Consider the following 15,177-nt stretch of genomic DNA (forward strand, 5'->3'; position numbering starts at 1 on the left):
GCTGGTTTTAACTTTCTGACCCTTTGCGCCCCTGGCTGTTTCTATGCACAAATGCCCGCGAATGCGGGCATTTGCTTTAGTTCACAATAAACTCGGCATGTAGCGCGCCTGCGGCGTGAACCGCCTTGAGAACGTCGATCATGTCCCTTGGGCGGATCCCAAGCGCATTCAGGCCGGCGACCACATCAGAAAGAGACGATTCACCCGAGACCTCGGCGAAGCCGATACCAGGCTCTTGGGTGATTTCTGCCTGTGTCCGGGGCACGACCACTGTTTCACCCGGCGAGAACGGATTGGGTTGTGAAACTACGGGAGCCTCCCGAACACGCAAAGTCAGGTTGCCCTGAGAAACAGCCACCCGCGATATCCGCACGTCTTCGCCAATGACAATCGTGCCGGACTTGTGGTCAATGACCACCCGAGCTGAGGTTTCAGGTTCGACAGTAATATTCTCGATCTGTCCCATGAGACGCGCAGGATTGACCTGACCCAGGACCGTCGAGTCGATTGCGATCGTTCCGGAATCGACAAGCTGAGCCAAACCGCGCCCCAGTTTGCGGTTGATCGCGGCCTCTACACGGGCCGCCGTCGTGAAGTCAGGGTTTCGCAATGCCAGCCGCAGGTTGGTCATTTGCGAGAAGTCGAAAGACACTTCGCGCTCGACCCTTGCGCCGGAGGGAATGTTGCCCGTGGTTGGCACACCCTGAACGACCGACGCCGCGGCACCCGAGGCCTCGACCCCTCCAGCAAGCACCGAGCCTTGTGCGACGGCATAGATTTCGCCATCCGCCGCATTTAGCGGAGTCATCACAAGCGTACCCCCCAGCAAGCTTTTCGCATCACCGATAGCAGCCACGTTAATGTCGATCTGAGAACCCGCGCGCGCGAATGGGGGTAATGTCGCGGTAACGATCACGGCCGCGACGTTCTTGGGGCGAAACGCCTCCTCAGTTACGTTTACGCCCAGGCGTTCGAGCAGACCGGCCATGATCTCTTCTGTGAAGGGTGAGTTTCTCAGACTGTCCCCAGAACCGTTCAACCCGACGACCAGACCATAGCCAACGAGATCGTTCCCCCTTACCCCATCGATATTGGCCAGATCTTTGATCCGGACAGGCGCTGCGCTTGCCCAGCTGAGCGATGTCAGCAGAAATACGATGGCGCAAAGTATCTTCATGACAGGTAATCCGTCAGGCTAAGCCGGGAAAGGCGGGAAGTCAGAGTGTAAAGGCTTTCGATACTGGCCTGTGTTTCCTGTAGTGCTGTCGCCGTTTCATAGGGGTCGGCCGCGATAAGTGTCGATCTGGCGATTGACAAGGATGAGATTTCGGCCGTGTTGCGGGTTGTAGCTTGGGCGACTGCCGCTTCCTGCATGCCTAACATTGCGCGAGCATTGGTGATTCCGACACCGGCACTGACAAGCCTCAGGCCGGCGGCATTGAACAGTTCACGCATGGTCGCCGAATCCAGGCCAGCGCCGGATTCGGAAACATAAGTCATGATGGCCATACCCTTCAGCGTGGTTCTTAGTTCAGCAGAATTCGCCGTTAGGTTGGTGCCGACCGCCCGGTCTGTTGCGACCGCGATGTTGTTGTTGCCGGAATTACTGCCACGATAGACGGTATCCGCAAACCCACCCGCGCCCGACGGGGCGTCGAACCACGCATCAATCCGATTTACGATATCCGTTGCCGTGGTGGCGCCGGCGGTTGTGGCAGTCAACTCGGCAACCATGTCTTCGAATGCGGCGAGTGGAGCGGTATCAGTCCGTGTGCCAGAAAACACATGCCGTCCGCTAACTTCGGTGTTCAACGCGCCAAAAAAAGACCGGAATTCTTCGGTCATGGTATTGGCGCTGAGGCGCAACATATCTTCCGACGAGCCTCCGGCCTCGTTCAGCAGATTGGGGCCGGCTTCAACGACAACGGTCTGAATGCGTTCAAGCGCGCTCTGCATGACTGCAAACATGCTCTTTGCTTCCGATGCGTTCTGATTATGCGCAGCCAGCATAGTAAGACGCGTCTCTATGCTCGATATGCGCGAAAGATCACCATTGAGGGCGAGCGGGATATCATCCTTGATACCCGTCGTGACCTCCTTTGAAAGCCGATCAAGCTTGCCCTTGAGCAGAAACTGAGACAGGCGAAGTTGATAAGAACGGGCTTGGTCACCGATCGAAGAAAAATTGCTCATGTCAGCCTCAGGATGGTATCAAGCATGTCGTTGGCAGATTGGAAAACCTTGGCATTCGCTGAATAGGCGCGTTCGAGGGCCAAGAGGGTTTCCATTTCCTTGTCCGTATCGACCCCGTCGGCCAAAAGTGCGGTTCGCAGACTTTCGGATTGCGACCTGTTTTGCAGGGCTGTTGCTTCCGAATTGATCCGATTTGATGCCGCAAGGGACGAGAATTCCGAAGAAAGGGAATGCATCGAACGCAAGCTGGGTGACAGGTTTCCCGATGACGGTGCGCGCACAGCCGAGAGCGCAGAGCTGAGATTGTTCAGCAGCCGGCTTTCCCCGGTGTCGCCAGGGGTTGCGGCATTTATGCCGGCACGAATCCGCCAAAGCTCGCCCCCGGATGCGGGGTCCACAGAGGAATTCACGGATATCCGATTTGCGAAGCCGGCTTCGTTTGCACTCAGAAATGCGTTCTGATCGTCCGTAAACAGCCCGGGGCCGCCCGTTGGCAGTGTCGTGTCGAGGGCAGGGTCGGATATGCGATCGTAAAGATCGCGAGCCAAAGCATCAATCTGGGTTTGGTAGGCGGGGGCAATCTCGTCGCGGACCGCAAAACTTGCGCTGATGGTCCCTTTGGCAAACATTGTAGCCTGCTGAGAAACGGTCAATTCCTTGCCGTTGAAGCGCAGGTTAGAGAGCGTGCCTGCCGCCAGACTCATGCCCGGACTAATGGGGCCAGCAGGGGTGAACTCGATGCTTGCCGGTTTGGTCCCATCCAGAAGAATGCCGCCACCAGTGGTGAACAGGGCGACCTGACCATTGTCGCGCGGCACCTGTTTCAGCGGCACGATCTCGGAGATGCTGTCGATGGCGGCTTGGCGGGCATCCATCTGGGACGAAGCATCCTTGCCTTGAGCAGACAGAGCGGCAATTTGTTTGTTGAGCGAGGCGACCCGCTCGAGCGCCGAGTTCAAACGCGATACATCATTGGCAATTGTGCGTTCCGCATCTGTGCGTGCACTTTGAACGTCGTCGGCGATCTTGTTGATCTTGTTGGCAAGCGCGGTTGCAGTATCCACAACCGCCGATAGGCGGACATCGCTGTCCGGTCGGGCAGCCGCGTTCGTCAAGGCCGCGTTGAATGCGGTAAGAGACCCGCCCAATGAAGACGCGTCAGTCGCGGTTCCGACAACGTTCTCCATTGCGCGATGAAACTGTGCAATCGTGTCGGATGCACCGAGTTGAGCCTGGGAGAGACGGCTATCCGCAAGAAGTCCGGCATTGACGATCCGGTCGATGCCGTTGATGACGACGCCGCCGCCGCGCTCATAGAGGCGCGACGACAATTCGAGCTCACGTCTTGCGTATCCCTCGGTCTGCGAGTTTGCGATATTGGTCGAGACGATTTCGGTGCCCCGCGATGCGGCGGTCAGGCCGGAAACCGCGTTTGCGATGGCGGCAGAGATACTCATGGCGAGGCTCCTTTGATGAGGGTGATCCGGTTAGTATCAGCGTTTCAGGTTCGCGGTTTCCTGAAGCATCTCGTCCACCGTCTGGATGACCTTGGCGTTCGATGAATAGGCGCGCTGAGTCTGGATCAGATCGGTCAGTTCGGCGGCGACGTCGGTATTCGAGGCCTCGCGCGCATAGCCGACCATTGCGCCGGTCGGGCCGTCACCCGCATCCCAAAGATAGAACGAGCCCGAATCCGGCGAGACCTTGTAGGTTTGATTGTCCAAGGCGATCAGACCGTTCGGGTTGGGCACATCGACCAGCGGGATTTGGTACAGCGTACGGGTGAAGCCGGTGTCATAGCTGGCCTGGAGCTGGCCTTTTTCGTTGACTTCAAGGCCGACAAGATTGCCGACCGGTGAGCCGTTGCGCGAGGCGTTTGCCGGCGAGAACGCGGCGCTCAGCTGTGTCATGCCGGTGCTGTCGCCATAGCGGCCGATGTCGAAGGCAATCGGGCCGCCCGCGGCGTTAACCGTCAACTCACCCGTTGCCGGGTCGTAAGCGCCGCCGGAGTTGGTGGTCACGCTTGCGATGGTGCCGCCGCCGGTCTGGATGTCGTTGAATTCGATGGTATAGCTGCCGACCAGCGATTCATCGGCCGCGGTGGCGGGATCATTCACAATCGCGGAATCGCGGATTTCCATGGTCCAGGTGTTCGACCGCGTGCCTGCGGCACCACTGACATTGGGAGTGAATGAAATCGCGAAGGTTTCGGCGTTTCCGAGATTGCCGAAATATTGAACATTCATTTCATGGGGGTCGCCCACGGAACCGCCGATCGAGTCGTCGGCAGGCAGGTTGATGCCCAGATTGACGCGCGTCGTCGGATCAGCCGCGGTCTGGCTGGTGTTGATGGTGATGGGCTGAAGACCGCTCACCCCGTCGCGCGGCTGGGCGGGAACCGTACCATCCGAATTCGCGGGCCAGCCCAGCAGCACCAGCCCCGAGCTGGTGCGCAAGATACCCTGATGGTCGGGGCTGAAGGATCCCGTCCGGGTCATAGTAAGATCCTGCGTACCTGCGGGATTGCGCCCGACTTCGCCGATCGTGGTGACGGGCAGCATGCCGCGACCCGAAATCGCGATGTCGAGCGGCCGCGAAGTGGTTTCCAGGTTGCCGCGCTGATCGACGTCGCGGGTGGTGGTCGTGCGAACGCCCCCCGCCGTGTAGACGCCGCCACCGCGCGACTGGTTGATCACCATGCTTTCGAATTCGGTATCCACCCGCTTGTAGCCATAGGTGCTGGAGTTCGCGATATTGTCCGAGATGTTGGAAAGGCGCGTCGCATTGGCGGCCATCCCGGATACGCCGGCGGCGAGTGCAGATGAAATCGACATTCTTGGGTCACCCTATGTGAGTCGTTCTTGGGTTAAGTGTTTCGCAGCCGGGTTAAGATGCCGCTAACGGCATCGCCTCCCGGCAGATCATCTCAGTAAAATCACTTCGATTCGGTTGTTGTTGGGATCCATCGGGTTCACCGAACGGTTGCGGCGATCGGCATAGGCGGTCACGCGCTGGATCCGGCTTTCGTTGAAGCCCGTTTCCCCCAGCAGGTTGCGCACCGTATGCGCGCGCGCATCCGAAAGCGCCCAGACCGGGGAGTGGATCAGCATTTCGGGATAGGCGCGGACATGTCCGGTCAGCGCGACCTGATTCTTGACGCGCCCCAGAACGCCGCCAAGGATGCCGGCCAGTTCCTTCATCGCCGGGGTCGGCTGCGCGCTGTCGCCTTCGAACAGGGGTTCGTTCAGCAGATCGGTCAGTTCGATGACCAGTCCTTCGTCGGTCATCCGGGTGACGACATGGCGCAGCAGATTGGTCTTTTGCATCGACTCGGCGCCACTGCCGGTCAGCTGGTTCTGAACATGGCGGGCTATGGCGTCGAAATTGGGCTCGTCGCTTGGGCTTGATCGCGCGGACATGGGGTCGGTCGAAGCGCCGGCCCCTTTGCCGGAATTGGTTTCGGCATCCTGAACCTCACCGCCGAAAGGGCCGTCACTGCCGCTGCTGGTGGTGTGGATCAGCGTCGGGTTGAAATATTCGGCCAACCCCTGTCGCTGTTTTTCCGTCGTCGCGTTCAGCAGCCACATCAACAGAAAGAACGCCATCATCGCGGTCACGAAATCGGCATAGGCGACTTTCCAGGCGCCGCCGTGGTGACCAGCCTCGCCGCCACCCTGCACGCGCTTGATGATGATCGGGGCATTGCCCCCGTTCGTGGCCATGGCCATCCCCTTCCGACAGGTCTGGAAAAGGTCTAGAAGCCAGCGGCTAATATCCAGTTAACGGGTCAAATGCCGCGCATTTCCGCAAGGATCATGCGCGCCGCCTTTTCCGCGATCATGACCGTGGGGCTGTTGGTATTACCCGAGGTGATCGTCGGCATGATCGAGGCGTCGGCAACCCTAACCCCATGAAATTCGCGCAATTTCAGATCCTGATCGACCACCGATCCGGGATCCGCGCCCATGCGGGCGGTGCCCACCGGATGAAAGATCGTCGAGGCGATGCGCCCGGCCGCCTCGGCCAGCATGTCGTCCCCATCGGCATCCGGGCCGGGCCGGAATTCCTGGGGGCGGTACCGGGCCATGGGCTGTTGCGACATGATTTTGCGGGTCAGGCGAATCGCCCTCGCGGCCACCAGCCGGTCGCCGGCGGTGGACAGGTAATTGGGCGCGATCCGCGGATGCGCCAGCGGGTCGGGCGCGGCGATATGCACATGCCCCCGGCTTTCTGGGCGCAGATGACAGACGCTGGCGGTGATCGCGGGAAAATCATGCAGATCGCCACCAAAGGCATCCAGGCTGAGCGGCTGAACATGATATTCCAGATCTGGCGTCGCCACATCCGGCGACGAGCGGGCAAAGGCGCCCAGTTGGCTGGGCGCCATGCTCATCGGGCCGTTGCGAAACAGCGCGTATTGTGCGCCGATCATGGCCTTGCCCCACCAATGCCGGGTCATCGAGTTCAGCGTGCGCGCGCCATCAACGCGATAGGCGCAGCGGATCTGAAGATGATCCTGAAGGTTTTCGCCCACGGCGGCGTCGCGCAACACCTCGATGCCCATGGATTGCAGCAAGGCACCGGGACCGATCCCCGAAAGTTGAAGGATCTGCGGGCTGCCGATGGCGCCGGCCGAAAGGACGATCTGCTGGCCTCGGATCAGTTCGCGATCCCGGCCGCCCTTGCGCAGGATCTCGACCCCGATGGCGCGCCGATCCTGAAAGCGGATGCGGCCGACCTGAACATTGGTCATCACCGACAGGTTCGGTCGTCCCAAGGCCGGCCTGAGAAATGCCTTGGCGGTCGAGACCCGCCAGCCGCCACGTTGATTGACCTTGAAATACCCCACACCTTCATTGTCGCCGGTGTTGAAATCGTCGGTCGCGGGGATGCCGGCGGCCTGGGCCGCGCGGGCGAAATCGTCCAGCACATCCCAGCGCAGGCGCTGTTTCTCGACCCGCCATTCGCCGCCCGCGCCATGATCGGCCGAGGCGCCGGCAAAGTAATCCTCGGAGGCCTTGAACAGCGGCAGGACGTCGTCCCAGCCCCAGCCGGTACACCCCAGCTGTCGCCAGTGGTCGTAATCGGCGGCCTGTCCGCGCATATAGATCATGCCGTTGATCGATGAACAGCCCCCCAGCACCCGCCCGCGCGGGTAAAGCAATTGCCGCCCGCCCAGACCGGGCTCGGGCGCGGTTTTGTAGCCCCAATCGGTGCGGGGATTGCCGATACAGTAAAGATAGCCGACGGGGATATGGATCCAGTGGTAATTGTCGCGCCCGCCGGCCTCGATCAGCAAAACCTTGTGACGGGGATCCGCAGAGAGGCGATTGGCCAGCACGCAGCCCGCGCTGCCGGCACCGACGATGATGAAATCATATTCCATGATCTTTCCCGACCGCTTTGTCCGAAACTGTAGAAACCGCGCAACCCTTGCGCAAGTTGGCATGACGAGCCCTTGCGCCGGGCCAACATGTCAATATCTTGCGTTCATGCAAACCGAGGGCGACTATGATCTGACCACGGGCGCGGGGCTGATCGCCTGTCCGCGCTGCGACGCGCTGCATATCGAACGCGAACTCGAATCCGGCGAGACGGCGCGCTGCGTGCGTTGCAACATGGTGCTGGCCAGTCCCCAGGCCGGGGCGTTCACGCGTATCATCGCGCTGTCCTTTACGTCGCTGGTGCTGATGGTGGGGGCGGTGTTCTTTCCGTTTCTGGAAATCTCGCGCATGGGGTTTGGCAATGCGACCTCGCTTTTCGGGGTCGCGATGGCGTTTTCCGATGGCGCGCTGCTGCCGCTGACGGTGGCGCTTTTGGCGACGATCGTGGGTTTGCCGGTGCTGCGCGCGATGCTTTTGGTCTATACCTTGCTGCCGCTGTCACAGGGGCGTGCGCCATTTCGTCACGCCGTCACCGCCTTTCGCCTGTCCGAGGCGCTGCGCCCCTGGTCCATGGCCGAGATCTTTGTCATCGGGACGGCGGTGGCGCTGGTCAAGGTGGGCGGTCTGGCCACGATCAGCTTTGGTCCGGCCTTCTGGGCGTTTTGCGGGCTGATCGTGGTGAACGCGGCCAGCAATGCCTTTACCAGCGCGGCCACGATCTGGGACGCCATCGAGGATGGCGGCATGCCCACGGATGGCCGCGAAATGATCGAGGGCCGGCCATGATCCCGACCGATGGACATGAAGGCCCGGTGATGACCGCGCATCGCGCCGGGCTGATCGGTTGCCGTGGCTGCGGGCGCGTCTGGCCCGATGCCGAAACCGTCTGCGGACGCTGTGGCCGCGCGCTGGTTCCGCCTGATCGGCGCTGTCTGAACGCGGTCTGGGCCTGGCTGGTGGCGGGGCTGATCTTTTACATTCCCGCCAATATGTTCCCGATGCTCAAGACTTCGACGCTGGGCGGGCTGATGGGCAATAGCGAAGCCACCATTCTGGGCGGTGTGGTCGAGTTGATCCATTACGACAGCTATGGGGTCGCGGCGGTGGTCTTTATCGCCTCGATCGTGGTGCCGATTTCGAAATTCATCATCATCACCTGGCTGGCTCTGGTCGCCGGGCGCCCGGCGACGGTCAAGGATGCCCATCGCCGGCTGGTCGTCTATGAAATCGTCGAGTTCATCGGCCGCTGGTCGATGATCGACGTTTTCGTGGTCGCCATCCTGTCGGCGCTGGTGCAGCTGGGCTTTGTCGCCTCGATCCATCCGGGGCCGGCGGCGGTTTCCTTTGCGCTTTCTGTTGCCTTTACCATGCTTTCTGCACAAAGCTTTGACCCAAGACTTATCTGGCGCGGCCTGCCGCTGCGCAGCCGCAAGGAAGAAGAATGACGGACACAACTCCGCCCGACCGCGATAACGCCCCCCTGAAACCCGCCGAACCCGCCCGCAAGCCTGCCGTCCGAAAGGTGCGCGCGGGCATGTCGCTGATCTGGCTGGTGCCGATTCTGGCGCTGATCGTGACGCTGGGCGTGGGTTGGAACATTCTGGCCAGCCGCGGCACGCTGATTTCGGTTTCGTTCAAGGATGCAACCGGTATCACCCCGGGCGAGACGGCGCTGAAATTCCGCGAGATCACCGTGGGCAAGGTGGAATCCGTCCGTTTTACCGACGATCTGCAACAGGTGCTGGTCAATATCCGCGTCGACAAGGATCTGGCCCCTTATATCGACAGGGATGCCCAGTTCTGGATCGTGCGGCCGCAGGTTTCGGCACAGGGGATTTCGCGGCTGGACACGGTGCTGACCGGTGCCTTTATCGAAGGGTATTGGGACGACAAGCCCGACGAAAAGCTGAGCCATTTCCAGGGCTTGGATAAGCCGCCGGCGAGTTTGGGCCAAAAGGGCACCCGGATCGTTTTGTCGACCGACCGCTCGCGCGGGATGATGGATGGCGCGCCGGTCACGTTTCGCGGCATTCAGGTCGGCCAGATGCAGAACCTGCGCCTGTCCGAGGATGACGAGTCGGTCCTTGCCGATGTCTTTATCGCCGCCCCGCATGACCGCCGTCTGACCACCAGTTCGGCGTTCTGGGACACCTCGGGCTTTTCGGTTTCGCTGGGCGCGCAGGGGGTGTCGCTGAATGTGAATTCGCTGGCTTCGGTGCTTCAGGGCGGGGCCGAGTTCGCCACCTTCACCTCGGGCGGGCAGCCGGTCGAGGATGGCCATGTCTTCCAGCTGCAACCGGACGAAGAGGCCGCCCGCGCGAACCTGTTTTCCGAGGAATCCAACGCGGTCCGCCTGACCATGCTGATCGACGAATCGGTGACCGGGCTGGAAACCGGCGCCAATGTCCAGTTCATGGGACTGACCGTGGGGCGTGTCACCGATCTGGCGGCGCGGGTGACGACCGACGATCAGGGCAAGGAACGCGTCCAGCAAGAGGTGACATTGGCCATCACGCCGGCGCGGCTTGGTCTTGGCGCCGACGCGACCCAGGAACAGGGACTTGATTTCATCGCCAATCAGGTCGCCGCAGGCCTTCGCGCGCGGCTGGCCAGCGCCGGCTTTTTCGGCAGCTCGCTTGAGATCGAGCTGGTCGAACTGCCCGATTCCGCCGCGGCCGAGCTGGACCGCACGGCCCAGCCCTATCCGCGCATCCCCGCCGTCGCGGGCGACATTTCCGATTTCACCGGAAATGCGCAGGGCTTTTTGGCGCGTGTCGGCAACCTGCCGCTGGAAGAGGTGCTGAAATCCGCGACCGACATGATGAACAGCGTCACTGCGCTGGCCAGCAACGAGGATACCCGCGCCATTCCCACCGCGCTGCGAGGCACGCTTGAGAATGCGCAGGCCGCCACCGACGAAATCCGCTCGGCCACGGCCGAACTGCGCGAATCCGGCGCCCTGACCCAGATCCGCGCCATGATCGACGAGGCCACGGCCGCCGCCGAGGCGGTCAAGCTGGCCGCCGCCGATGTGCCCCAAATGGTCAAGGATATCGACGAAACCGTCGCCAAGGTCGGCGAGGTCGATTTTGCTGCCATCGGCACCGAGGCCGAGGGCATCCTGCGCGATCTGCGCGCCGTGCTGGGCACCGAGGATGCCGAGCAATTGCCGCGCAACCTGTCCGACACGCTCAAGGCGGCCTCGGGTCTTTTGAACGATCTGCGCGACGGCAATGCCGCCGGCAGCCTGAACAGTGCGCTGGCCTCGGCCAGCACGGCGGCCGGGGATGTGTCCCAGGCGGCGAAAAGCCTGCCGCAGCTTTCGGCGCGGCTGGAACAGCTTGCGGCGCGGGCCGATGCGGTGCTGGCGGCCTATGGCGCGCGTTCGGATTTCAACAACGAAACCGTCAACCTGATGCGCGAGATGCGCCGCGCCGCGAATGCCTTTGGCAGTCTGGCGCGCACCATCGAACGCAATCCGCAAGCCTTTATTCTGGGACGATAACGATGCGCCTGATCCTTGTTTCCGTCGCTGTGCTGACCCTGTTGGGCGCGTGTTCTAACGGCGAAAAGACCGCCCGCTATCTGATCGACCCGCCGGTGACGGGGGGATCGGTGCCCAACCGGCTGGGCACCGCCGAGCTTAAGGATGTGTCGCTGCCGGAATATGCGGCGGCGGGCGAAGTCAGCTGGCAGACCGCCGACGGGGCCGTGCGTTCGAACACCAAGGAATTGTGGGCCGACAATCCGCAACGCGCCGTGACCCAAAGCCTGGCGCGGGCGATTTCGGACGTGTCGGGCGCGACGGTGATCGCCGAGCCATGGCCGCTGGCCGAGCCGCCGCGCCGCAAGATCGAGGTCCGCGTCGAACAGGCGCTGGCCCGGGCCGATGGCATCTATCGCCTGAGCGGGCGCTATTTCGTCGCCGATAGTGGCGCGGGCGGCGCCAATCAGGCGCGCAGCTTCGACATTTCCGTGCCGCTGGCCGATGACAAGCCCGCCACCATCGCGCGCGCGCAGTCACAGGCCGTCGGCCAGCTTGCGCGCCAGATCGCGCAGCTGGCGGGGCCGGGTCGGTCGATCCGCACCAGTTCGGCCCCGGTGCCGGACATCAACGACATCTTTTCGCAGCCCCTGCCGCCGCTGGAAGGCAGCTGACATTCCCGCCTCACTTTGCCCGCTGATGCATGATGTGGGGGCATGGCCTGCGCGTCGCGATATTCGTTCGAGGTTCTGATGCCATCCGGTCACCCCGTCGCCGAGCCGCCCCAATGCCTGTTGGCCCCGCCCGAAAGGCTGGATTTTCATGACCGGCAGGTCGCGATCCTGTCTGAGCCGATGACCGCCTTACAGGTCTGGAACCTGCTGCGCTGCCGCCCGCAACCCTTTCTGCGCGCGGCTTTTCGTATCCGGGACGCGGTGTCGGCGCGGTTCGGGGTGCGGCGGATCGGCGGCTTTACCACCGAGCCGGTCGCGCAGGTGGCTGTGGGCGACCGGCTGGATTTCTTTCTGGTCGAACATGCCGCGCCCGATCTTCTGGTGCTGACCGAACGCGACCGGCATCTGGACGTGATGACCTGTATTTCGACCGCCGGGACCCGCGTTGCGATCGTTTCATCGGTGCTGACGCATAACCTCTTTGGCCGCGCCTATATGCTGGTGGTGGGGCCGGCGCATAAGCTGATCGTCTGGAACATGCTGCGCTGGCTGCGCCGCGAGACGGGCGCCTAGACCGCGTCGTCGGGATTGAACTGGCCAAAGCGTCCGGCGGCAAAGACCAGCGGGTGGTCGCTGGGGCCACCCACCGTCACGCGCAGCACGCGGCCGATCACCACGGAATGATCGCCGCCGTCATGCACGGCATGGGTCAGACAGTCAAAGCGCGCCGCCGCCCCGGGCAGGACGGGCACACCCTCGTCGGTGATGACCGGCTCAAGCTCGTCGAACTGGCGGCCGCCCTTGGTAAAGCGCAGACAGGTCTCAAGCTGTTCGGCGCCCAGCACATGCACGGACCAGGCCTCGGCGCCGGTGAATACCTCGTGCCGGGTCGAGTTGCGCGCCGGGCACCACAAGACCAGCGGCGGCTCAAGCGAGACGCTGGTAAAGCTGTTGACCGTCATGCCCACCGGCCCGCGCGATCCCATGGTGGTGACCACCGTCACCCCCGTCGCGAACCGGCCAAGCGCCTCGCGCAGCAGGCGGGCCTCGGCATTGGCGGGGTGAAAGGTGATGGCGTCGGCCAGCCGGTCGCGGGTCGCGGGGGGAAGACGGTTCATGCGCGGGCCCTGTCAGCTGCGGGGATGTCGCCGGAGCATGGCCGGCCTTTCCCTTTATTAGCCGCCGTGGGGCAGCGCATCAAGTTGCGGCCGCCGGTCCCGCCGGATGCGGCGTCATCGCGGCGATGATCCGGCCATGCAGTGCGGGCGGCGCCACGATCAGCCCGTCCGACAGCGCCGAGGCCGTGTTGAAGCGCAGCGCCCGACCCGCCAGATCGGTGACCAGACAGCCGGCCCGCGCCGCGATCAGGCTGCCGGCGGCGATGTCCCATTCCCATGCGGGCCGCACCGACAAGGTGGCGTCGAACCGCCCCTCGGCCACCAGACACAGCCGCCAGGCCAGCGACGGTCGAAAGGCGCGCTGCAATGGCGGTGCGCTGCCGCGCCAATGCACGGGATCGAAGGCGGGCTTGCCCGACAGCACGGTCGCGCCCTCATAGCCGTGATCCGAAGGCGCGATGACGGCGCCGTTCATCCGCGCGGGCCCATCTTTGGCGGCGGTATAGGTCAGATCCTGCGCCGGCAGATGCACCACGGCCGCGACAATTTCATGCCCGCGCGCAATGGCAAGCGAAACCGAAAAGCCGGCCTGTCCGTCGATAAAGGCGCGGGTGCCGTCGATCGGGTCGATGACAAAGCAATGCCCCGCCGCAAGCCGGGCCGGGTCATCGGGGCTTTCCTCGCTGAGCCAGCCGTAATCGGGGCGCGCGGCGCGCAGCATCTGTTCCAGATGCGCGTTCACGGCCAGATCGGCCTCGGTCACCGGACCGGCGCCGTCCGCCTTGTCCCAGACCTGCGGATCGCGGCGCCAATAGCGCAGCGCGATCTCGCCGGCCTCGCGGGCGGCCCGTTCCAAAAGGCTCAGATCATCCGCCGGCAACGGTCATCCCTTCGACCAGCAGGCTGGGCACGCGCATGGCGCGCCAATCGGGCAGATCGTTCGCGGCGGTGACGCGCATCAGCATGTCGCGCAGATTGCCGGCAATGGTGCATTCGTTGACGGCATGGGTGATTTCGCCATTCTCGACCCAGAAGCCGGCCGCGCCGCGCGAATAATCCCCCGTCGTCGCGTTGATCGAGGCCCCCAGCATCGAGGTCACCACGAGCCCGCGCCCCATGTCGCGGATCAGCGCCTCGCGCGTGCGCGTGCCCGGCGTCAGTTCCAGGTTGGTCACCCCGGGAGAAGGCGGGCTTCCGGCGCTGCGCATCGCGCTTGCGGTCGAGGCCATGCCCAGCTTGCGCCCGGTGGCCAGATCGAGCGTCCAGCCCTGCAAGACGCCATCGGCGACGATCAGGCGCGGCGCGGTCGCCAGCCCCTCGGCGTCGAACAGCCGCGAGGCGCCATAGCGCGGGCGATGCGGATCCTCGCGCAGGTCAAAGCCCGGCGGCAGCACCGCCTCGCCAAGCGCATTGCGCAGCCAGCTGGCGCCGCGCGCCACGGCGGTTCCGTTCACCGCGCCGACCAGATGGCCGATCAGCGCGCCGGCGACGCGTTCGTCGTAAAGAATGGGAAAGGCGCCGGTGGGCGGCTTGCGCGCGCCGCGCCGGGCGATGGCGCGTTCACCGGCCAGACGGCCGATTTCCTCGGGCGAGGGCATGTCGGCCGCGAATACGCGGCTTTCACCGGCCCAGTCGCGTTCCATGCCCAGCCCCTCGCCAGTGATGGCGATGGCCGAAAGGCTGTGCCCGCTGCGCCCGTAACCGGCGGAAAACCCGTTCGATCCCGCCAGCCAGATCCGTCGCCGCGAATGGCCGGCGCTTGCGGATTCGACGGTCGAAATGCCGATGACGGCCAGCGCCGCCGCCTCGGCCGCAAGGGCCATTTCCTGCAATGCCTGCGGCGTGGGGTCGGAACCGGGATCGTTCATCTCGAGCCGCGCCATGTCGATGTCGTGGGCCAGCTGGTCGGGATCGGCCAGGCCCAGCGTGTCGTCCACCGGCGCCTCGCGTGCCATGGCGACGGCGCGGGCGGCCATCTCGTCGATGGTGCGCGTCGTGTGGTCCGAGGCCGAAACGCTGGCCTGCCGACCCGCGCAGATCACTCGCAGGCCGATCTCGACGCCATCGGCGCGTTCGGCATGTTCCAGCCTGCCGGCGCGGACATCGACCGAAACCGCGCTGGCATCCAGCGCGACGGCATCCGCCTGATCCGCGCCCGCCCGGGTCGCCGCCGCCAAAAGCGCCTGGGTCAGCCGCTCAAGATGCTGGAATTCGGACATGGTCTACCTCGGATGCGGTGCCGGGCCGGGACTGGTCCGACAGGGCCAGATCGTAACCGGGACAGGGGCCGGAACAAGTGGGCCAGAACAAGTGGGCCGGAAAAA

The 15,177-nt window shown here is 63.6% G+C and carries 14 protein-coding genes; 5 read left to right on the forward strand and 9 right to left on the reverse strand.

The annotated features are described in order from the left end of the window. Positions 1 to 76: 76 nt before the first annotated feature. The 6 genes from ACFOMH_RS06170 to ACFOMH_RS06195 form a co-directional block, all read right to left on the reverse strand. Positions 77 to 1,177, reverse strand: coding sequence for a flagellar basal body P-ring protein FlgI (locus ACFOMH_RS06170; RefSeq protein WP_377743289.1), 1,101 nt, complete (start codon positions 1,175 to 1,177; stop codon positions 77 to 79). Beyond that, positions 1,174 to 2,193 carry a flagellin N-terminal helical domain-containing protein gene (locus tag ACFOMH_RS06175; protein ID WP_377743291.1) on the reverse strand — a complete coding sequence of 340 codons (1,020 nt, stop codon included), beginning with the start codon at positions 2,191 to 2,193 and terminating at the stop codon, positions 1,174 to 1,176. Before ACFOMH_RS06175 ends, ACFOMH_RS06170 begins: the two co-directional genes overlap by 4 nt. Beyond that, a complete protein-coding gene (gene flgK, locus ACFOMH_RS06180) occupies positions 2,190 to 3,650 on the reverse strand; it encodes a flagellar hook-associated protein FlgK (RefSeq protein WP_377743293.1) in 1,461 nt (486 codons plus the stop codon). Before flgK ends, ACFOMH_RS06175 begins: the two co-directional genes overlap by 4 nt. 36 nt (positions 3,651 to 3,686) lie before the next feature. Then, entirely contained in the window at positions 3,687 to 5,027 is a 1,341-nt protein-coding gene (locus ACFOMH_RS06185; RefSeq protein WP_374423471.1) for a flagellar hook protein FlgE, read from the reverse strand. 87 nt (positions 5,028 to 5,114) lie between these two features. After that, a complete protein-coding gene (locus ACFOMH_RS06190) occupies positions 5,115 to 5,915 on the reverse strand; it encodes a flagellar motor protein MotB (RefSeq protein ID WP_374423469.1) in 801 nt (266 codons plus the stop codon). Positions 5,916 to 5,980: 65 nt separating this feature from the next. Continuing rightward, the gene (locus ACFOMH_RS06195) at positions 5,981 to 7,579 is read right to left on the reverse strand and encodes a GMC family oxidoreductase (RefSeq protein ID WP_377743295.1); all 1,599 of its coding nucleotides are present in this window, start codon (positions 7,577 to 7,579) and stop codon (positions 5,981 to 5,983) included. A gap of 106 nt (positions 7,580 to 7,685) precedes the next feature. Here ACFOMH_RS06195 and ACFOMH_RS06200 point away from each other — a divergent pair, with 106 nt between their 5' ends. The 5 genes from ACFOMH_RS06200 to ACFOMH_RS06220 all read left to right on the forward strand — a co-directional run bounded on the left by ACFOMH_RS06200 (position 7,686) and on the right by ACFOMH_RS06220 (position 12,308). Further along, positions 7,686 to 8,363: a paraquat-inducible protein A gene (locus ACFOMH_RS06200; protein WP_374423464.1), complete on the forward strand. Its 678-nt coding sequence runs from the start codon at positions 7,686 to 7,688 to the stop codon at positions 8,361 to 8,363. After that, positions 8,360 to 9,022: a paraquat-inducible protein A gene (locus ACFOMH_RS06205; RefSeq protein WP_377743298.1), complete on the forward strand. Its 663-nt coding sequence runs from the start codon at positions 8,360 to 8,362 to the stop codon at positions 9,020 to 9,022. The genes ACFOMH_RS06200 and ACFOMH_RS06205 overlap by 4 nt, the downstream gene beginning before the upstream one ends. Beyond that, positions 9,019 to 11,082: a PqiB family protein gene (locus tag ACFOMH_RS06210; protein ID WP_374423461.1), complete on the forward strand. Its 2,064-nt coding sequence runs from the start codon at positions 9,019 to 9,021 to the stop codon at positions 11,080 to 11,082. The genes ACFOMH_RS06205 and ACFOMH_RS06210 overlap by 4 nt, the downstream gene beginning before the upstream one ends. A gap of 2 nt (positions 11,083 to 11,084) precedes the next feature. Next, positions 11,085 to 11,735, forward strand: coding sequence for a PqiC family protein (locus ACFOMH_RS06215; RefSeq protein ID WP_374423459.1), 651 nt, complete (start codon positions 11,085 to 11,087; stop codon positions 11,733 to 11,735). Positions 11,736 to 11,813: 78 nt separating this feature from the next. Further along, a complete protein-coding gene (locus tag ACFOMH_RS06220; protein ID WP_377743300.1) occupies positions 11,814 to 12,308 on the forward strand; it encodes a DUF2867 domain-containing protein in 495 nt (164 codons plus the stop codon). Here the strand turns inward: ACFOMH_RS06220 and ACFOMH_RS06225 are convergent. The 3 genes from ACFOMH_RS06225 to ACFOMH_RS06235 all read right to left on the reverse strand — a co-directional run bounded on the left by ACFOMH_RS06225 (position 12,305) and on the right by ACFOMH_RS06235 (position 15,072). Then, positions 12,305 to 12,853: a flavin reductase family protein gene (locus ACFOMH_RS06225; protein WP_374423456.1), complete on the reverse strand. Its 549-nt coding sequence runs from the start codon at positions 12,851 to 12,853 to the stop codon at positions 12,305 to 12,307. The two genes, ACFOMH_RS06220 and ACFOMH_RS06225, sit on opposite strands and share 4 nt — an antisense overlap. A gap of 79 nt (positions 12,854 to 12,932) precedes the next feature. Next, complete coding sequence (locus tag ACFOMH_RS06230; RefSeq protein ID WP_377743302.1) at positions 12,933 to 13,733, reverse strand: 3'(2'),5'-bisphosphate nucleotidase CysQ; 801 nt, start codon at positions 13,731 to 13,733, stop codon at positions 12,933 to 12,935. Continuing rightward, positions 13,720 to 15,072 (reverse strand): TldD/PmbA family protein, encoded by a 1,353-nt coding sequence (locus ACFOMH_RS06235; RefSeq protein ID WP_377743304.1) that lies wholly within the window; start codon positions 15,070 to 15,072, stop codon positions 13,720 to 13,722. The genes ACFOMH_RS06230 and ACFOMH_RS06235 overlap by 14 nt, the downstream gene beginning before the upstream one ends. Between the last annotated feature and the right edge of the window lie 105 nt (positions 15,073 to 15,177).

This window comes from Paracoccus mangrovi (assembly GCF_042648425.1).
GTDB lineage: Bacteria > Pseudomonadota > Alphaproteobacteria > Rhodobacterales > Rhodobacteraceae > Paracoccus > Paracoccus mangrovi.

Excerpts from the sequence above, each read along its gene's own strand:
- ACFOMH_RS06170 (WP_377743289.1), bottom strand. The coding sequence starts at position 1,177 with ATGAAGATACTTTGCGCCATCGTATTTCTGCTGACATCGCTCAGCTGG.
- ACFOMH_RS06175 (WP_377743291.1), bottom strand. The coding sequence starts at position 2,193 with ATGAGCAATTTTTCTTCGATCGGTGACCAAGCCCGTTCTTATCAACTT.
- flgK (WP_377743293.1), bottom strand. The coding sequence starts at position 3,650 with ATGAGTATCTCTGCCGCCATCGCAAACGCGGTTTCCGGCCTGACCGCC.
- ACFOMH_RS06185 (WP_374423471.1), bottom strand. The coding sequence starts at position 5,027 with ATGTCGATTTCATCTGCACTCGCCGCCGGCGTATCCGGGATGGCCGCC.
- ACFOMH_RS06190 (WP_374423469.1), bottom strand. The coding sequence starts at position 5,915 with ATGGCCACGAACGGGGGCAATGCCCCGATCATCATCAAGCGCGTGCAG.
- ACFOMH_RS06195 (WP_377743295.1), bottom strand. The coding sequence starts at position 7,579 with ATGGAATATGATTTCATCATCGTCGGTGCCGGCAGCGCGGGCTGCGTG.
- ACFOMH_RS06200 (WP_374423464.1), top strand. The coding sequence starts at position 7,686 with ATGCAAACCGAGGGCGACTATGATCTGACCACGGGCGCGGGGCTGATC.
- ACFOMH_RS06205 (WP_377743298.1), top strand. The coding sequence starts at position 8,360 with ATGATCCCGACCGATGGACATGAAGGCCCGGTGATGACCGCGCATCGC.
- ACFOMH_RS06210 (WP_374423461.1), top strand. The coding sequence starts at position 9,019 with ATGACGGACACAACTCCGCCCGACCGCGATAACGCCCCCCTGAAACCC.
- ACFOMH_RS06215 (WP_374423459.1), top strand. The coding sequence starts at position 11,085 with ATGCGCCTGATCCTTGTTTCCGTCGCTGTGCTGACCCTGTTGGGCGCG.
- ACFOMH_RS06220 (WP_377743300.1), top strand. The coding sequence starts at position 11,814 with ATGCCATCCGGTCACCCCGTCGCCGAGCCGCCCCAATGCCTGTTGGCC.
- ACFOMH_RS06225 (WP_374423456.1), bottom strand. The coding sequence starts at position 12,853 with ATGAACCGTCTTCCCCCCGCGACCCGCGACCGGCTGGCCGACGCCATC.
- ACFOMH_RS06235 (WP_377743304.1), bottom strand. The coding sequence starts at position 15,072 with ATGTCCGAATTCCAGCATCTTGAGCGGCTGACCCAGGCGCTTTTGGCG.